The organism is Lacrimispora sp. 210928-DFI.3.58 (assembly GCF_020554865.1).
Classification (GTDB): domain Bacteria; phylum Bacillota; class Clostridia; order Lachnospirales; family Lachnospiraceae; genus Enterocloster.
In genome coordinates this window covers 32461-48400 of the sequence record NZ_JAJCIC010000034.1, presented here as the reverse complement: position 1 = coordinate 48400, position 15940 = coordinate 32461, and the positions used below count along the sequence as shown (strand labels likewise).

Here is a 15940-nt window from a genome sequence, read left to right as displayed (position 1 = left end):
TCAGGTGCTAAAGAATTATTTGCAGTCAGTGTAACAAATGTTTGACAAACCTACAGATTTTTTCTTTTTTTACTGGCATTTTGCCGCCGCATCATAGCTTCTGGTCATTTTCCGAAGGCACATACACGGCGATATCTTCAATCTTGCACTCCAGGATACGGCAGAGGTCATTCACTGTTTTCATGGAAATGTCTTTATTATATTTCAGCCTGTGAAGAGTGCTGTCCGATAATCCGTGCTTCTTTGTCAATGTGTACCAATTTTCCTTTGATTGCTCTAATGTTTTCCAAAATGGGGAATAATCAATCATGCTTTTGTCCTGTATGCTTTTATTTTTAGTTTCAAATTAAGCATAAACAGGATTTTGCAGATTGGGTATCTTCGTAATTATGAATATATGTTATATGATTGAATTTTCCTCTGCCTGAAAAACAACAAAATCAGTCAGGGTGAACATTTTTCATCATGTTTTATCCCCTGGCTGATCATGTTAACTAATAATCCTTACTCAGTTCCAGATCCTCTGCTATTTTTTCTATATGTTCTGCCATGCATCTCTGTGCCTTATCAATATCCCCTTCCAGGAATGCATCAATAATCTTTGTATGAGCGGGTACCACATTCTGAACATTGTGAGGGATGCGGAAGGTCTTGCTTCGGAAATTCTTCAGGAATTCTGAAATATGCTTATCAATACTGATCAGCATATTGTTCTTACTGCATTCAACAATATACGTGTGAAAAGCCTCATCACACCGGCTGATCTGCAGAATATCATCATTCTCCACTGCCTCTATGATGCCTTGATGAATTTCCTGAAGTTTATTTTTCTCTTCATCTCCGGTGCGCTGCATTGCAAGCTTGATTGCCAGAGGCTCAATGACATTGCGCACCTCGATCACGTCCTTGACCTTTACTTCATTTTCTACAAACCATTGGGTCAGGTCATGTTTGCTGGGTTCCTTTACACTGGCCACATATGCTCCCTTTCCCGGCTGCATTTCTACAAATCCCAGAGCTTGAAGGGTACATAGTGCTTCACGTATCGTTCCTCTTCCCACTTTGAAACGCGTGCAAAGTTCCTTCTCCGTTGGCAGCTTATTCCCTACCTGTATTTCCCCTGACATGATGTAGTCTTTCATTCCCTCTACTACCTGCTGGGCAATCGAAAGCCTTTTTACCGCTTCTATCATTTATACCCGCCTTTCTTCTTTCGGAGACTACCTGCTGTATACCTCCTTTATCTGAGCATATATCTGTTTTTCATCTAATCCATATTCTTCCAGAAGAGCCTCCGGCTTTCCGGACTGTCCAAACCGATCCTGCACTCCGATCTTCCTAAATACGATATTGCAGCCCTCTGAAAGAAGTATATCACCTACTGCATCACCCAATCCGCCAATGACGCTGTGTTCCTCTACCGTCAGGATCCTGCCGCACTTTTTCGCATATTCCAGTATACATTCCCTGTCGATCGGCTTTACTGTATGCATATTGATAACGGCTGCTGAAATCCCCTCTTCCTCCAGCTTCTTTGCGCATTCCAATGCCGTTGCTACCATGATTCCACAGGTGATCACAGCTACATCCGTTCCATCCTTTAAAATGTTGGCCTTTCCTATTTGAAAGGGCATCTCTTCCTCAAATACAGGGGATGGCAGACGGGCCAGGCGCAAATATACAGGGCCGTCCACCTGCGAGGCAGCCTCTACTGCCCTGTGAGTTTCTGAGGCATCACAGGGAACAATGATCGTCATGCCGGGAATGGCACGCATTAACGCCATATCCTCTATTGCTTGATGGCTTCCTCCGTCCTCTCCTAAGGTGATTCCTGCATGAGTCATGCCAAGCTTCACATTAAAATGGGGATATGCACATCCATTTCTAACCTGGTCATATGCCCTGCCTGCCCCAAATATGGCAAAGGTACTTGCAAACGGAACATATCCCATAGTAGATAAGCCTGCTGCCATATCGACCATATTTGCCTCTGCAATTCCTGCATTAAAAAAGCGTTCAGGAAATTTTGCAGCAAAGATAGCCGTCATAGTGGCATGGGCCAGATCTGCATCCAGAACCACGACCTTCTCATTTTTTTCACCTAATTCAGCCAGTGCCTCTCCGTAGGCAACGCGTATTGCTTTCATCTCACTCATGGTCAATCCTCCAATTCCTTTAAAGCCTGCTGACGCTCTGCTTCACTGGGGGCCTTCCCATGCCAGCCCACCTGATTTTCCATAAAGGATACTCCCTTGCCCTTGACCGTATTTGCAAGAATGCATGTTGGCTTTCCTTTGGTATCATCTTCCAACGCTGCAGATACCTGTTTCAGATCATTTCCATCAATCTCCAATACGTGGAAGCCAAAAGCTTCAAATTTTGCCCGAATATCTCCCAGGCTCATCACCTGATCGTTTGTACCATCGATCTGAAGGCCATTATGATCGATCATAACCGTCAAATTGTCCAGCTGATAATGGGCGGCAGCCATGCTCGCCTCCCATACCTGGCCTTCCTGAAGCTCGCCATCCCCTAAGAGCGTATATACTTTGACATTGCTGTGATCTAACTTTTTGGCTCCAAGCGCCATTCCCACTGCAATAGAAATCCCCTGTCCCAAAGATCCTGTGGAAGCATCGACCCCAGGGCATTTCTTTGCATCCGGATGGCCTTGAAGTATGCTGTGGAGCTGACGGAAATTCTTAAATTCCGCCTTATCAAAGTATCCCCTCTCTCCTAATACCGCATAGTAACAGGGGGCTGCATGCCCCTTTGACAATACGAATCTGTCACGGTCAGGCTTTTTGGGATCCGCCGGATCAATATTCATTTTTTTGAAAAATAATGTGGTTATCATCTCTACTGCAGACAGGGAGCCCCCAGGATGACCGGATGATGCATCTGCCGTCATATTGATAATGTCACGGCGCACTGCCCTGCAGACCTTCTCTAAATTAATACTATCCATTTTTCTTCTCCAGTCTTTCCAACTTATAGAAGAGTTCTGACATATTCTTCTATTTTCTTATCCTTGCAATTGGCAAAAAACAGCTTAGAAAATTCCGGGCCTGCCACAGCACCCTTTAAGAGTTCCTGATCCAAACATTTCAGCCCATCGATCAGATCCACATAGGTATGCTTCTTTACTTCATCCAGGATCTTTTTATTCCTCTGTTCGGGAATCACCCGCTCCGGAGGATATCCATTTCCGTGTCCTGATCCAAAAAGCTTGTCAAACGCATATTCCAGATTCAGCTCTGCTCCCCAGCCAAATCCTTTGGCAAAGGGGAAGGCTGCTGCATTGCCATCGTTGATCTGCGCAAACATAAATGCATCACTGGGATCTACCACATGTCCGCACAATACTCCCGGAAAGCTGTTGCAGGCCAGCATAGCTCCCTCACCTGTACCGCATCCCGTAATAACATAATCTGCTGCCCCGGAATTTAAAAGAATTGCAGCTAAAATACCTACCTGTACATAGGTCAGCTGAGCTTCATCCTGGGGAGAGTACATACCATAATTGTCCACCACATGCCCCATAGGCTCTACCACCTTTTTCAAGGTTTCACAGATAAGCGGATTTTTCGCTGCCTGACTGTTTTCATTGATCAATGCGATTCTCATAAGCTCCTCCTGTCTCAGCTTTTCGATGATATCATCAGTTTTCTTTATATAAAACCTTTGTTTTGAACACTTCAGCAATTGCAGATGAATCTGCATTCTCATTGATTGCCTGCTCCATCCTCTTTTCGTACTCCATATTGAGAACAGCCTGATTCAGTATTAAATCTATGTGCTCTTCAGGAACAACAAGCACACCATCACTGTCCCCAAATATATAATCTCCTGGCTGGACTACTGCTCCGCCGCAATTAACCGGAACATCCAGATCACGGGCCACAACTCTGCAATTCCGCGGCGCAGGTGCAATCGCAGCTCCCTTCGTAAACTGAGGGATTCCCATTCCTTTAATTGTCTCCACATCTCTTGTATACCCATCGATAATAAGTCCATTCAGCTGGTGATTTCCCAGGAAATGCATGATATTTTCACCGCAAATATTTGCCTCTGAAGGTACGTTCCATACCATGACCTCTCCCGGCTTGCATCTCTCAATGATTTCAAATTGATTGATTTCTTTATCCGGAGGAACAACATAGCTAAATTGTGCAGTTCTGGCCCTTCCATAAATCTTCATACCTGGTTCTGTGGGAAAAATTCCTTTCATCCAGCATCCGACCTGATGCTGCACCATGGCATCCGTTACTGCTCCTGTCTCGATCTCACGAAAAATCTTTAACCTCTCCTGTTCGGTCATCGTTCTCTTCCCCTCTCGCTTTTACCTTTTTATTTCAGTTCCATTGATATCTATTTTTTTCAAATGGCCATATACCTCTTTCATCTGCTCTGAGGTATATCCTGCTTTAATAGCTTCTTCAAGCTCTTTCTCCCATACCATATTGAGCTTCGCCTGCTCCAAAACAACATCTACATACTCCTGGGGCACTACCATCAGGCCATTGGCATCTCCGCAAATATAATCTCCAGGCCGGACCACTACCCCTCCTACAGTTACCGGTATGTTCACTGTGTTCTTCGTAGGGCGGAAATTGACCGGTGCGGAATAAGCTGCCGGGCCTCTGGAGAACACACAGCCTCCAATTTCTTCAATCTCATTGATATCTCTTATTTTTCCCTCCAGCACAACGCCCTTAAGTCCATGGCCCAAAACGAAATGGAAGATATTTTCTCCCATGATGTTCGCATCCATATCCACATTCCATACCAGGACATCTCCTGGCTCTCCCATTTCTATTACCTCATAGGGAGTTAATATCTCATCAGGATCGGATACCGTCTCAAATCTGGCAGTTACTGCTCTCCCATATATTTTTGCCTTTTTGCTGACTGGAAAAATTCCCTGCATCCATGCACCGATCTTAAAGCAGATAAGTGCATCTGTAATACACCCCGGGTCAACCTCTTCAAAAATTTTTAATCTTTCTTCGTTTGTCATAATTTTCCTCATTTCATAGATTTTTTTATGTATTGAACAGAAAGCAATAATACGATTGCTGCCATTACTACTGCTCCTGCAGAGCCATAGCCAAATTTAAGGCTCTTGATACCGTATGTGTAAATAAACTGCGTGATCGTAGATGTTGTATTGGCCGGACCGCCTCCGGTAAGAATATTGACCTTATCAAACATCCTGAAGGAATCGATCGTTCTCAGCAGCAAACATAAGCCAATCGCTCCGCTGACACAAGGTACTGTTATATATCGAAATTCGTGCCAACTATTGGCACCGTCTATCTTTGCCGCCTCATAAAGAGTCTGAGGAACTGTCTGCAGCGATGCATAGATCAAAAGAAATACAAAAGGCATGCACTGCCACACGTCGATCAGTATAATAACCGGCATTGCCGTTCTGGTGTCAAAAAACCAATTATATACCGGAAGATGCAAAAATCTTAAAAACTCATTGATGATCCCATAATTATTGGAAAGCATGATCTTCCATATAAGCGCTGCTGTAACAGGCGGAAGAAGATTCGGAAGCAGTATGATAGTCCGCATTGTTTTCTTAAAATACTTCAAACCATTAACATACACCGCGACTGCCACACCCAGTGCTGTCTCAAGGAACGTACAGGCTATGGTAAATTTGATTGTGTTGATGACTGCCCTGATAAAATATGGATTTTTCCACAAATCAATATAATTTTTCAATCCAACAAAACTCATTTTGTCTTTGGAAATATAGTAATAATTTGTCAGGGAATAATACAAGGTATATACCAGAGGATATATACTAAGAATCGTCAAAATAATGATCGTGGGAGATTCCATTAATATAGCAAACGTTCTTCGTGAAACACCTTTTCTCTCTCGCATACTTCTTCCTTTCAAAACCTTCATGCGCCCGGCGGGCGAACGTACTGCCACACCATAAAAGTCTGGCGGGCGCATTGGGCATATCTGAACTTATGCCGCCTATCCGGCGGCGGGACTTTTCACAGCAATGTTGAAGCTGCCTCGAAAAAGACACGTCTTTTTGTAAGGCAGCTCCAGACATCATTGCTTAATTACTCATGATCTGTTCACAAGCTGTCTGTGCATCCTTCAGTGCGTCCTCCACAGATTTTGCGCCCTGTACTGCATTGTCTAACTCTGTGCCCAATGTAACTGTAATTTCTGTCCACTGCTTGATCCTAGGTCTGTAAACAGCCTCTTTTAACGCCTGATATACATATTCCAAATTAGGACTCTGAGCTATGATATCCGGATTTTCATAAACACTGGTTCTGGTAGGAACGCCTCCGTATTGTACAGATGCTGTCTGCTGCTCGGCGTCTGTGATATATTTAATAAATTCCAATGCCAGCTCTTTATTCTTTGAATTTTCCGGAATGCCAAGATACCACAGTCCATAGATGCTGGATGCATATTCCGGGTCATTTGCCCCAACCTTTCTCGGAATAAGATTAAAAGCACTGGTATCAGCTTCTAATGGGGTATACCATCCCGGCCAGTCAAGGCTCATTGCTCCATTGCCGGACTGCACGGCTGCCACAATGTCATCTTTATCCATGATGGTTCCATATTCTTTCAGTGTCATATAGAATTCCAATGCTTTCTTGAATTCCGGGGTATCAATGGTTACATTGTTATTTTCATCCAGTACTTGTCCTCCATGTGCAAGAAGAATGGGGAAGATATCTGTCAGAATATTCTCACCTGCCTGTGCTCGCAGGAGGTACCCCTCTTTTCCTGCTTCCTTTGCCTTCTTAGCCACTTCCAGTATGCCTTCCCATGTATCAGGTGTTGTCTCATATCCCAGATCCTTTAATACCTGCTTATTATAGAACTGTATCATGACATTTCCATAAAATGGGACTCCATAAACCTTTCCATCGTCATCCATACCACCTTTCGATGCCAACGGAATAAAATCAGGATCTAAGCTGTACCCCATATCGGACAAATTAGCAACTGTATCGTTTTCCAGGAATTCTGTCAGCCAGCTTCCATCGATCATCAGCACATCATATGTTCCTTCACTGTTCTGGGAATCCAGCGCGATCTTCTGGTACATATCTGAAAATCCCAGGTCCAAAAATTCAAACTCACAATTATGCTCCTCTGCAAAAGCCGGGGCCAGATTTTTCATGACATCCGTATAGGAGCCTGCCCTCAACACAAGTGTAAGCTTTGCCTTTTCCTGATCCGAAGCCTGCTCCGCTGCTGCCTCTGCAGACTGTCCGCCTGCCTGCTCTGTTGCCTTTGCCTCTTCCTTCGGCGCTTCATTTGATGAGCATCCGGTCATCATGACCGACGCTGCCATCGTACCTGCCATTGCTAATGTTGCTAATCTCTTCTTCATATGTAACTCCCTTCTTTATATTATTTTATAATTACTTTTGTTTTTACTGCCTATTCCTTTACTGCTCCGCTGCTCAGACCAGATATCAGATATTTCTGGGCAAACGTTATGAAAACAGCCATAGGCAACAGTGATACAATTCCGCCCGCTGCAACCAGACCAAATTGTGTTACATTATCCTCTGTATTTAAGATTGATAATGCAATGGGAACCGTATACTCTTTTGAGCTTTGAATAAAGATAACTGAATATGTATACTCATTCCAGGCATATATAAACGACAGCATTGAGATTGCGGCAATTCCCGGTAAAACAAGGGGTAAAACTACTTTTCTGAAAAGCTGCCACTCCGTTGCTCCATCAATCTGTGCACTTTCTTCAATTTCCACGGAAAGATCCTGGAAAAAGCTGATAATAAACCATACTGTCAACGGAATATTGATAAAAATGCAGGCGCTTATTACAGGCATTAACGAAGACAGCATCTTCGCCTTTGAAAACAAAATATAAAGCGGTATGGCAAATGTGATCGGAGGAAGTACACGGACAAGAAGTATCCAGTATGTCATCAGCTTCTTCGTTTTTATGTTAAACCTCGATCTCGCCAGAATATAAGCACATGTCAATCCGCATGCCAGTGAAATCACAAGTGAGACCAAGGTAGTAATGGCACTGTTTTTTAATGCCATGCCAAAATTCTTTTTAACGAACAGGCTCATAAAATGTTCCCATGTTATCTGTCTTGGAAACAGATAAATCTTACCTACCAGTTCATCCATTGGACGTATAGCCAATCCCAACATCCACAGAATAGGAAACAGGGTAATGATCAATAAAACAACTCCTATCATGATCTGTACGATGACTCTTACTTTTTTCTTCATGCCATTCCCTTTCGCTATTGTATTATGACTTTCTTCCTGAAAAACATGCTGTTCTGCTTTTGTTCTAACCTCATGACGTCAGATTGTATGACGTCATGAGGTAATGTATCTTTATTTTATAAAATATCTTCGTTTTTTTAAAGATATAAATTGCATAAAATATATTTAATTTTTTGTATATTTTGCACATTATTTTGGTTTTTCGGCATCTTTTCGTTTTCAGCTTTGCCATATTCAATCCAGAAACCCACAGCAGATTTCGCCAAAATCGCCAAATGGAGGGGGTGTATTTTTGCGAAGGAAGAAAAATAAAGCATAAAATTACCCCGCCACATCTCTATGGCGGGGTTGTTCTTATATCAACAAGTTTCTCTTTTCATCTGCCGCTTCTACCTTTTCACCGGCCCCAAATAAACCTCCGGGTGAGCCAGGAAATATTCTGCAGCAAATTCTTTGTCTTTTTCTATGCGGTGCTTCAGCTCCTCCAGAGAGTTGAATTTCTGTTCTCCCCGGTCAAATTCCAGGAGCTGGACCTCGATCCATTTTCCATAAATGTCCTTGTCCAAATCGAATAGATAGGTTTCCACTCCCACTGGGTTTTCACCTTTTATGGTGGGCTTTCTTCCTATATTGGTTACTCCTCTGTAGTATGTGCCCTCTGCCAGCACCCTGGAAACGTAGACGCCGAATTTGGGCAGGCGTTTGGCAGCGGGAGGGATGATGTTGGCTGTGGGGAAGCCCAGGCGGGGGCCGCCTATGTGGTTTCCGTGGACCACCTCTCCGTGTATGGCATAGGGCTGTCCCAAAAGGAGGTTGGCCTTTGCCACATTTCCCTTGTCCAGCTCCTCCCTGATATAGGTACTGCTGATATCCCGTTCATGATCCTTTTCCTTTTCAATGACGCAAAGATCATAACCGTAGATATCTGCCAGCTGTTCCAAAAGGGCTGCATTTCCCTCTCCTTTATATCCAAAGCTGCAGTCAGGCCCTACCACGATCGCCCTGGCATGCATGCGGCCTGACAAAATATCCCTTACAAAGGTCTTCGGCGCCATGCATCTGGTGGCATCGGTAAAGGGGTATTCCACCAGATAATCAATACCCATTTTCTCCATATTGTCACGGCGCTCCAGATTCGTGGTTATCACTGTCTGGGGACCCTTCTCAGCCCCAAAGGACGGGGCCGTGCTGAAGGTAAAAATAGCCGTGGCATATCCCAGCTTTTTCTTTAAGTCCTTCATGGTGAGCAGAAGCTTCTGGTGGCCTCTGTGTCTGCCGTCAAATTTGCCCAGGGTGACAATGGTCGGCTCGTCTATATGAAATTCTGTGGTGTCTGCTATATATTTCATATCAGCGGATCCTCTTTCATTGTTTTCGCTATGAGCACCTAGAGTCCGTCCTTGGGGCTCTTCTGTGCAATTTTTGTTTCCGGCGAAAAGAACATTTTCCAGGGCTTCAGCCAGTGCTTCTCCTGCTGATATTCGTAAACCCCGGCAAATACTCCCGCGCTGTCGTAAAGACGGAACCTGCAGCCATTCTGAAGGCATTCACGGGCAGCCTCGTTGCCGGATCCCTGGCTGTTCCCCAGCCCTGCCGTCCTCTCCCAGTCGATCTGAGGCTTAAAGCATGGATTTCCATTGTGCAGAGCCCGGTCCCCCTCCGGAAGGCAGATCAGGGGCCGGTAAGAAGCGAGAGCCTCCTCGATCGGAACAATGCGCTCCCCTACTGTCCCCTCATCCCGCAGCCTCTCGATCTCATCTAATGTCAGGCTGTCCTCTGCCTGAAAGCGATCCACCCTGGTGCGGATAAGGTGTTCCATGGCTCCTCCGCAGCCCAGCTTGATGCCGATGTCATGGCAGAGCGTCCTGATATAGGTGCCCTTGGAGCAGGTCACGCTCATGCGCACCCTGGGAAGGGATATCTCTTTGATGGAAATGTCCAGGATCTGGACATTTCTGGGTTTGCGCTCCACTTCTTTTCCCGCTCTTGCAAGGTCACAGAGCTTCTTTCCATCTACCTTTAGTGCCGAATACATAGGAGGAATCTGAGCGTAATCTCCCAGAAAGCTCAAAACTGCTTCCCTTACCTGCCCTTCCTCCAGAGCCAGGGCTTCCTCCCTGTTCTCCTTCAGGATCTCTCCTGTGGTATCCTGGGTATCCGTGGCGACTCCCAGCAGCAGGACTGCTTCATACGTTTTCGTCCTGTCTGCCAGCATGTCGCAGAGCCTGGTGCCCATTCCTAAGCACACGGGAAGGACACCCTCGGCCGCTGGGTCAAGGGTGCCTGTATGCCCGATCTTTTTCTGCTTTAAAATCCCTCTGAGCCGGGCCACCACATCGTGGGAGGTGTAGCCCGGCTCCTTGTATACATTGATGATTCCGTGATACATTACTTCTATTCCTTATTCTCGTAACTGTTCAGTACCCTCACAGTTACGAGCAAAAATCCATTTAAAATCGGCTTTGCCGATGGGATTTTTGCCTTCTGGCCCAGGTTATCTTATGGTCAGCGCAGCAAGTGCGCAGACCTACTGAACAGTTACTATTCTTCCGTACTCTCCGGCGCAAGCTGCTTCTCAATATGTAAGGACAGGTTGTTGATCACGTCATGGATACTGCCTGACATGGTGCAGCCTGCTGCCCTCACATGACCGCCGCCGCCGAAAAAGGCCGCGATCTTGCTCACGTCCACAATGTACTGGGAACGAAGGCTGACCTTGAACTCCTGGGCTCCTGTCTGGTAGAGGAAGATTGCCACCTCCACCCCTTCTGTGAGCCTGAGCTGGTCGATAATGCCGTCCATGTCCTTTCCGTCTACGCCGTAGAACTTCATTTCATTTTCACGGATGGCACTGAAAATACATTTTCCATCGAAAAAGGTGATGCTCTCCAATAAGGCCCGGCCCAGTATCTGATTCTGGATATAGGTCTTTTTGTAGAAGCTGTTATCGATAATGGCGCCAAAATCAATTCCCTTTGCCATCAGCTTTCCTGCGATCTCCATGGTATGGGCAGAGGTACAGGAGTATTTGAATACGCCTGTATCATGGATGATCCCTGTGTAGAGACACTCTGCGATCGCCTTGTCGATCTTTCCATCATCCAGCTGGTCATAGAGCACCTCGCAGGTAGAGCTGGCATCTGCCACCACCACATTGGTCTGTGCATAGCCAAGATTGGTTACGTGGTGGTCCAGGCACAGACTTTTTGCTGCGCGCTCCAGATAGCAGGAGAACTGCCCCAGCCTCTCCGTGTCGCTGCTGTCAAGGCAGATGCAGAGGTCATAGACCTCCCCATCCGTCTCGTGGCGTATCTCCTCAAATCCCTCTAAATAGCTGAATTTGAGAGAAGCCTGCTCCAGATATACGGCAGCAGGGATATCGGGATAATTGGTCTTGATGTAATGGTACAGTCCCAGGGTGGACCCCAGGCAGTCGCCGTCCGGGCGCACATGGCCCAGAATAGCGACGGAAGCTGCTGTCTGCAGCGTTTGTTCCAGAACCGTCATTCAATCTCCTCCTCGTCGGTTTCATGAAGATCTTTTGTCACCTCATCTATGAGCTTTGACATGGTTACACCGTATTCAATGGACTGGTCCAGTATGAAGCGCAGCTCCGGGGTATTGCGCAGGTTGATCCGCCTGGCAAGCTCCCGGCGTACATAGCCTTCTGCACTCTTAAGGCCTTCGATGGTGGATTTTGCCGCATCTTCATTTCCCAGGACGCTGATATAAGCCTTGCAGTATTTCAGATCCGGTGTCACCTCTACTGCAACCACACTGGTCATAGGATGGATCCTGGGGTCTTTGATGCCTGCCCGGATGATCTCGCTTAACTCCCTCTGGACCTCCATATTGATTCTTGTGTTTTTAATGCTGTTTTTACGCATGGTATTCCTTTCTATCATTCCTTCAGGATAAAGGCGGCTTTGATGGCAGGGCGTACTATCTCGGCACCTCTACCATGATATAAGCCTCGATCTCATCGTCCTCCTGAAGGTCGTTGAATTTTTCAAATACAAGGCCGCACTCGTAGCCTGCAGCCACTTCTTTTACATCGTCTTTAAATCTCTTTAAGGAGGCCAGAGGTCCTTCAAAGATCTGATCTCCCGCTCTCTTGATACGGCAGCTGCAGCCTCTCTGGAACTTTCCGTCCAGTACGTAGGAGCCTGCAATGGTACCAACACCGGAGGCCTTGAACAGCTGGCGGATCACGCCGTGTCCGATGACCTTCTCCTCGAAGATCGGATCCAGCATGCCCTTCATGGCTGCCTCCACATCCTCGATTGCCTGGTAGATGACCTTGTACAGGCGGATATCTACCTTCTCGCGCTCTGCAATGGACTTGGCAGTCGCATCAGGACGGATATTAAAGCCGATGATGATCGCGTTGGATGCAGATGCCAGGGAAACGTCTGACTCGTTGATCGCGCCTACGCCGCCGTGGATCACCTTTACAACCACTTCCTCGTTGGACAGCTTCATGAGGCTCTGCTTCACTGCCTCCACGGAGCCCTGTACGTCTGCCTTTACAATGATCGGAAGCTCCTTCACATTGCCAGCCTTGATCTGGCTGAACAGATCGTCTAAGGACAGCTTCTGCTTTGTATCCTCGATCAGCTTGTTCTTGCCTTCGGAAATGAAGGTCTCGGCAAAGCTTCTTGCCTCCTTCTCGTTTTCTGTAGCGACAAATACCTCGCCTGCATTCGGAACATCGTTTAAGCCAAGGATCTCAACAGGTGTAGATGGACCTGCCTCCTTTACGCGGCGTCCCTTATCATCCATCATAGCGCGGATCTTGCCGTAGCAGGCTCCGGCTGCAATAGTCTCGCCCACCTTTAAGGTACCCTTCTGCACCAGAACGGTGGCAACAGGTCCCTTGCCCTTGTCAAGCTCTGCCTCGATCACAAGGCCTCTGCCCTTGCGGTTGGGGTTGGCCTTTAACTCCAGCACATCAGCTGTGAGCAGGACCATTTCCAGAAGGTCCGTAATACCCTCCTTTGTATGCGCGGAAACAGGCACGAAGATCGTGCTTCCGCCCCAATCCTCAGGAATCAGCTGATATTCTGTCAGCTCCTGCTTTACTTTTTCTACATTTGCACTGGGCTTATCGATCTTGTTGATGGCAACAATGATCTCTACTCCAGCTGCCTTTGCATGGTTGATCGCCTCTACCGTCTGGGGCATTACGCCGTCGTCTGCTGCCACCACCAGAATGGCGATATCGGTGGACTGTGCGCCTCTCATACGCATAGCGGTAAAGGCCTCATGTCCAGGTGTATCTAAGAATGTGATCTTTCTGTCATTGATCTCAATAACGGAAGCACCGATATGCTGGGTAATGCCGCCTGCCTCACGTGCTGTCACATTTGTCTGGCGGATCGCATCCAGCAGGGAGGTTTTGCCGTGGTCAACATGGCCCATTACACAGACTACCGGTGATCTGGGAACCATATTCTCCTCGCTCTCTTCCTCCTCCTTTAAGAGCTCTGCGATCACATCGACCTTCTCTTCCTTCTCGCAGAGGACATCAAACTCCATGGCGATCTCTTCTGCCTGGTCGTAATCGATCTCCTGGTTTAAGGTTACCATCTGTCCCTTTAAGAACAGCTTCTTTACAATAACGGAAGGCTGCAGCTTCATCTTATCAGCCAGCTCCTTGATGGTAAGGCTCTCCGGCAGGGTGATGGTCTTGATATCCTCTACCTTTGCCTCCTCCTTCTTAGGCTGAGGCATGATAAATGCGCCCTTTCCTGTCTTTGGTGCTTTCTTCTTGCCGTCCTCTTCTCTGTCGCGCTTGTCAAAGCGGTCATTCTTATGCGCAGTCTTATTCTGGCGGTTGCTGGTAGGCTTTGCCTGGATCGGGGTATCAAAGGACATCTTTCCGCTGTCGCGGCCTCCTGTGCGGCGGCTGCCCTGGCTGTTCCTGCTGTCTCTTGTATCTCTGTCCTTATCCTCGCCTCCACGGCCCTGATAGCCGCCCTGGGGCCTTCCTCCAAAGCCTCCCTGAGGCCTTCCGCCATCACGGCTTCCCTGGTAGCCTCCCTGGCTTCTTCCGCCGTCGCGGCTTCCCTGGTAGCCTCCCTGGCTTCTTCCGTCGCGGCTTCCCTGATAGCCTCCCTGGCTTCTTCCGCCGTCACGGCTTCCCTGGTAGCCTCCCTGGGACCTTCCGCCGTCGCGGCTTCCCTGATAGCCTCCCTGGCTTCTTCCGTCACGGCTTCCCTGATAGTCTCCCTGGGGCCTTCCGCCATCACGTCTGCACTGGTACTCTCCCTGGCTTCTTCCGTCACGGTTCCCCTGGTAGCCTCCCTGGCTTCTTCCGCCATCGCGGCTTCCCTGGTAGTCTCCCTGTGGCCTTCCGCCATCACGTCTGCCCTGGTACTCTCCCTGGCTTCTTCCGCCATCGCGGTTCCCCTGGTAGCCTCCCTGGCTTCTCCCGTCACGGTTTCCCTGATAATCTCCCTGGCTGCGGCCGGTCTCACGGCTGGCCTGGGCTACCTGGTAGCCCTCCTGGCTCTTTGCCTCCGGAGCGCTCTGGGGAGCTGGCTGCGGCTTTACAGCCTCGCGTGTCTCAGGCACATTTGCCTGGACAGCTGCCGGAGCAGCCGCCTCCTCTTTGACCGGACGCGCCTCCTGTGCCTGAACCTGCGGGCGCACCGTACCTGCGGCCCCCGCTGCCTGCTGCTGTCTTGCTGCTGCCTGCTGTCCAGGGCGCGCTGCCTGGGATGGCTGTGGCTTTGGCGGCACCGGACGCTTGATCTGCTGCTGTGCATTCTGAGGACGGAAGACAGCTGTCAGCTTCTTCTTTGCCGGCTCTGTCTTTGGTGCTCCCTCTGCCGCTTTTGGTGCCTCTGCTCTGGCTGCCTCCGTTCTCATGCCCTCGCTCTTTGGCTGCTCTGCCCTTGGAGCTGCTGCCTTTGGTGCCTCCTTTTTTTGAGCCGCGGAGGACCTTACAATATTCTCCTGCTCCCTTGTCACATTGGATGCAGCGTACAAAGCAGCAGAATTGTCCTTTTGCTTAATGATCTCTATGATTTCCTTACTGGTCTTTCCCAGTTCATTTGCCAGTTCACTTACTCTCATTCAAACTACCTCCATTACTATTCATTAGTCCTGCCATTGACTTTGCGAACCCTGCATCTTCCACAGACAGGGATGCCCGAAATTCCTGTCCCATGGCGTGCCCAAGTTCATCCTTCGTGCCAAACATATAGATTGGGACTCTGTAGTGAGTACACATATTGGTAAACATCTTCTTCGTATTATCGGATGCTTCTTCTGATACGATCACTATATGGGATCTTCCGCTCTTGACCGATCGTTCTGTTGAAAATTCTCCGCTGACCACCTTCCTGGCCCTTGTGGCAAGTCCGATCAGGCTTAACAGCTTCTTTTTATTTTCCAAATTCTTCCATCTCCTTTTCCAGAGTCTCATATACCTCTTTGGGAATTGCCATCTTGAAGGAGCGTTCCAGGCCCTTGCCCTTTACGGCCTTGCGAAAGCATTCCATCGATGGACACAGGTAAGCGCCTCTGCCGTTTTTCCGGCCTGTGGCATCCAACAGAATTTCATCCTCGGCGGTCTTTATCACTCTTATCATTTCCTTTTTACTCTTCATCTCACCGCAGCCAATGCACTGCCTGAGCGGAATCTTCTTCATGCTCACTG

Annotated in this window: 17 protein-coding genes; all 17 read right to left on the bottom strand. The window is 47.8% G+C overall.

The genetic code is table 11. The features are described 5' to 3' along the window. Positions 1-91 precede the first annotated feature (91 nt). Positions 92-310, bottom strand: a complete 219-nt coding sequence (locus LIZ87_RS17710) for a helix-turn-helix domain-containing protein (protein WP_227148666.1) — start codon at positions 308-310, stop codon at positions 92-94. Positions 311-494: 184 nt separating this feature from the next. Further along, the gene (locus tag LIZ87_RS17705; protein ID WP_227148665.1) at positions 495-1193 is read right to left on the bottom strand and encodes a FadR/GntR family transcriptional regulator; all 699 of its coding nucleotides are present in this window, start codon (positions 1191-1193) and stop codon (positions 495-497) included. A 27-nt stretch (positions 1194-1220) separates the two neighbouring features. Next, the gene (locus tag LIZ87_RS17700) at positions 1221-2156 is read right to left on the bottom strand and encodes a transketolase family protein (RefSeq protein ID WP_227148664.1); all 936 of its coding nucleotides are present in this window, start codon (positions 2154-2156) and stop codon (positions 1221-1223) included. A gap of 2 nt (positions 2157-2158) precedes the next feature. Next, positions 2159-2968, bottom strand: a complete 810-nt coding sequence (locus tag LIZ87_RS17695) for a transketolase (protein WP_178316765.1) — start codon at positions 2966-2968, stop codon at positions 2159-2161. 23 nt (positions 2969-2991) lie between these two features. Next, a complete protein-coding gene (locus tag LIZ87_RS17690) occupies positions 2992-3627 on the bottom strand; it encodes an RpiB/LacA/LacB family sugar-phosphate isomerase (RefSeq protein ID WP_178316766.1) in 636 nt (211 codons plus the stop codon). A 34-nt stretch (positions 3628-3661) separates the two neighbouring features. Next, positions 3662-4321, bottom strand: coding sequence for an RraA family protein (locus LIZ87_RS17685; protein WP_178316767.1), 660 nt, complete (start codon positions 4319-4321; stop codon positions 3662-3664). A 21-nt stretch (positions 4322-4342) separates the two neighbouring features. Then, on the bottom strand, positions 4343-5020 hold the full coding sequence (locus LIZ87_RS17680) for an RraA family protein (protein ID WP_178316768.1): 678 nt from the start codon (positions 5018-5020) through the stop codon (positions 4343-4345). Positions 5021-5028: 8 nt separating this feature from the next. Further along, the gene (locus LIZ87_RS17675; protein ID WP_178316771.1) at positions 5029-5925 is read right to left on the bottom strand and encodes a carbohydrate ABC transporter permease; all 897 of its coding nucleotides are present in this window, start codon (positions 5923-5925) and stop codon (positions 5029-5031) included. 163 nt (positions 5926-6088) lie between these two features. Then, positions 6089-7390: an extracellular solute-binding protein gene (locus LIZ87_RS17670; protein WP_227148663.1), complete on the bottom strand. Its 1302-nt coding sequence runs from the start codon at positions 7388-7390 to the stop codon at positions 6089-6091. 50 nt (positions 7391-7440) lie between these two features. Beyond that, the gene (locus LIZ87_RS17665; protein ID WP_178316770.1) at positions 7441-8274 is read right to left on the bottom strand and encodes a carbohydrate ABC transporter permease; all 834 of its coding nucleotides are present in this window, start codon (positions 8272-8274) and stop codon (positions 7441-7443) included. Positions 8275-8663: 389 nt separating this feature from the next. Further along, entirely contained in the window at positions 8664-9623 is a 960-nt protein-coding gene (locus LIZ87_RS17660) for a bifunctional riboflavin kinase/FAD synthetase (protein WP_227148662.1), read from the bottom strand. A 38-nt stretch (positions 9624-9661) separates the two neighbouring features. Continuing rightward, the gene (gene truB, locus LIZ87_RS17655; protein WP_227148661.1) at positions 9662-10663 is read right to left on the bottom strand and encodes a tRNA pseudouridine(55) synthase TruB; all 1002 of its coding nucleotides are present in this window, start codon (positions 10661-10663) and stop codon (positions 9662-9664) included. A 152-nt stretch (positions 10664-10815) separates the two neighbouring features. Then, the gene (locus LIZ87_RS17650; protein WP_227148660.1) at positions 10816-11781 is read right to left on the bottom strand and encodes a DHH family phosphoesterase; all 966 of its coding nucleotides are present in this window, start codon (positions 11779-11781) and stop codon (positions 10816-10818) included. Beyond that, positions 11778-12161 (bottom strand): 30S ribosome-binding factor RbfA, encoded by a 384-nt coding sequence (gene rbfA / locus LIZ87_RS17645; RefSeq protein WP_178313288.1) that lies wholly within the window; start codon positions 12159-12161, stop codon positions 11778-11780. The genes LIZ87_RS17650 and rbfA overlap by 4 nt, the downstream gene beginning before the upstream one ends. 55 nt (positions 12162-12216) lie before the next feature. Next, on the bottom strand, positions 12217-15354 hold the full coding sequence (infB, locus tag LIZ87_RS17640; RefSeq protein WP_227148659.1) for a translation initiation factor IF-2: 3138 nt from the start codon (positions 15352-15354) through the stop codon (positions 12217-12219). Further along, positions 15341-15706, bottom strand: a complete 366-nt coding sequence (locus LIZ87_RS17635) for a L7Ae/L30e/S12e/Gadd45 family ribosomal protein (protein WP_442912246.1) — start codon at positions 15704-15706, stop codon at positions 15341-15343. The genes infB and LIZ87_RS17635 overlap by 14 nt, the downstream gene beginning before the upstream one ends. Continuing rightward, positions 15666-15938 (bottom strand): RNase P modulator RnpM, encoded by a 273-nt coding sequence (gene rnpM, locus LIZ87_RS17630; RefSeq protein ID WP_178313144.1) that lies wholly within the window; start codon positions 15936-15938, stop codon positions 15666-15668. The genes LIZ87_RS17635 and rnpM overlap by 41 nt, the downstream gene beginning before the upstream one ends. Positions 15939-15940 lie beyond the last annotated feature (2 nt).

What these genes read in the sequence shown, in the direction of transcription:
- LIZ87_RS17710 (WP_227148666.1), bottom strand. Translation starts at nt 310, where the DNA reads ATGATTGATTATTCCCCATTTTGGAAAACATTAGAGCAATCAAAGGAA.
- LIZ87_RS17705 (WP_227148665.1), bottom strand. Translation starts at nt 1,193, where the DNA reads ATGATAGAAGCGGTAAAAAGGCTTTCGATTGCCCAGCAGGTAGTAGAG.
- LIZ87_RS17700 (WP_227148664.1), bottom strand. Translation starts at nt 2,156, where the DNA reads ATGAGTGAGATGAAAGCAATACGCGTTGCCTACGGAGAGGCACTGGCT.
- LIZ87_RS17695 (WP_178316765.1), bottom strand. Translation starts at nt 2,968, where the DNA reads ATGGATAGTATTAATTTAGAGAAGGTCTGCAGGGCAGTGCGCCGTGAC.
- LIZ87_RS17690 (WP_178316766.1), bottom strand. Translation starts at nt 3,627, where the DNA reads ATGAGAATCGCATTGATCAATGAAAACAGTCAGGCAGCGAAAAATCCG.
- LIZ87_RS17685 (WP_178316767.1), bottom strand. Translation starts at nt 4,321, where the DNA reads ATGACCGAACAGGAGAGGTTAAAGATTTTTCGTGAGATCGAGACAGGA.
- LIZ87_RS17680 (WP_178316768.1), bottom strand. Translation starts at nt 5,020, where the DNA reads ATGACAAACGAAGAAAGATTAAAAATTTTTGAAGAGGTTGACCCGGGG.
- LIZ87_RS17675 (WP_178316771.1), bottom strand. Translation starts at nt 5,925, where the DNA reads ATGAAGGTTTTGAAAGGAAGAAGTATGCGAGAGAGAAAAGGTGTTTCA.
- LIZ87_RS17670 (WP_227148663.1), bottom strand. Translation starts at nt 7,390, where the DNA reads ATGAAGAAGAGATTAGCAACATTAGCAATGGCAGGTACGATGGCAGCG.
- LIZ87_RS17665 (WP_178316770.1), bottom strand. Translation starts at nt 8,274, where the DNA reads ATGAAGAAAAAAGTAAGAGTCATCGTACAGATCATGATAGGAGTTGTT.
- LIZ87_RS17660 (WP_227148662.1), bottom strand. Translation starts at nt 9,623, where the DNA reads ATGAAATATATAGCAGACACCACAGAATTTCATATAGACGAGCCGACC.
- truB (WP_227148661.1), bottom strand. Translation starts at nt 10,663, where the DNA reads ATGTATCACGGAATCATCAATGTATACAAGGAGCCGGGCTACACCTCC.
- LIZ87_RS17650 (WP_227148660.1), bottom strand. Translation starts at nt 11,781, where the DNA reads ATGACGGTTCTGGAACAAACGCTGCAGACAGCAGCTTCCGTCGCTATT.
- rbfA (WP_178313288.1), bottom strand. Translation starts at nt 12,161, where the DNA reads ATGCGTAAAAACAGCATTAAAAACACAAGAATCAATATGGAGGTCCAG.
- infB (WP_227148659.1), bottom strand. Translation starts at nt 15,354, where the DNA reads ATGAGAGTAAGTGAACTGGCAAATGAACTGGGAAAGACCAGTAAGGAA.
- LIZ87_RS17635 (WP_442912246.1), bottom strand. Translation starts at nt 15,706, where the DNA reads ATGAGACTCTGGAAAAGGAGATGGAAGAATTTGGAAAATAAAAAGAAG.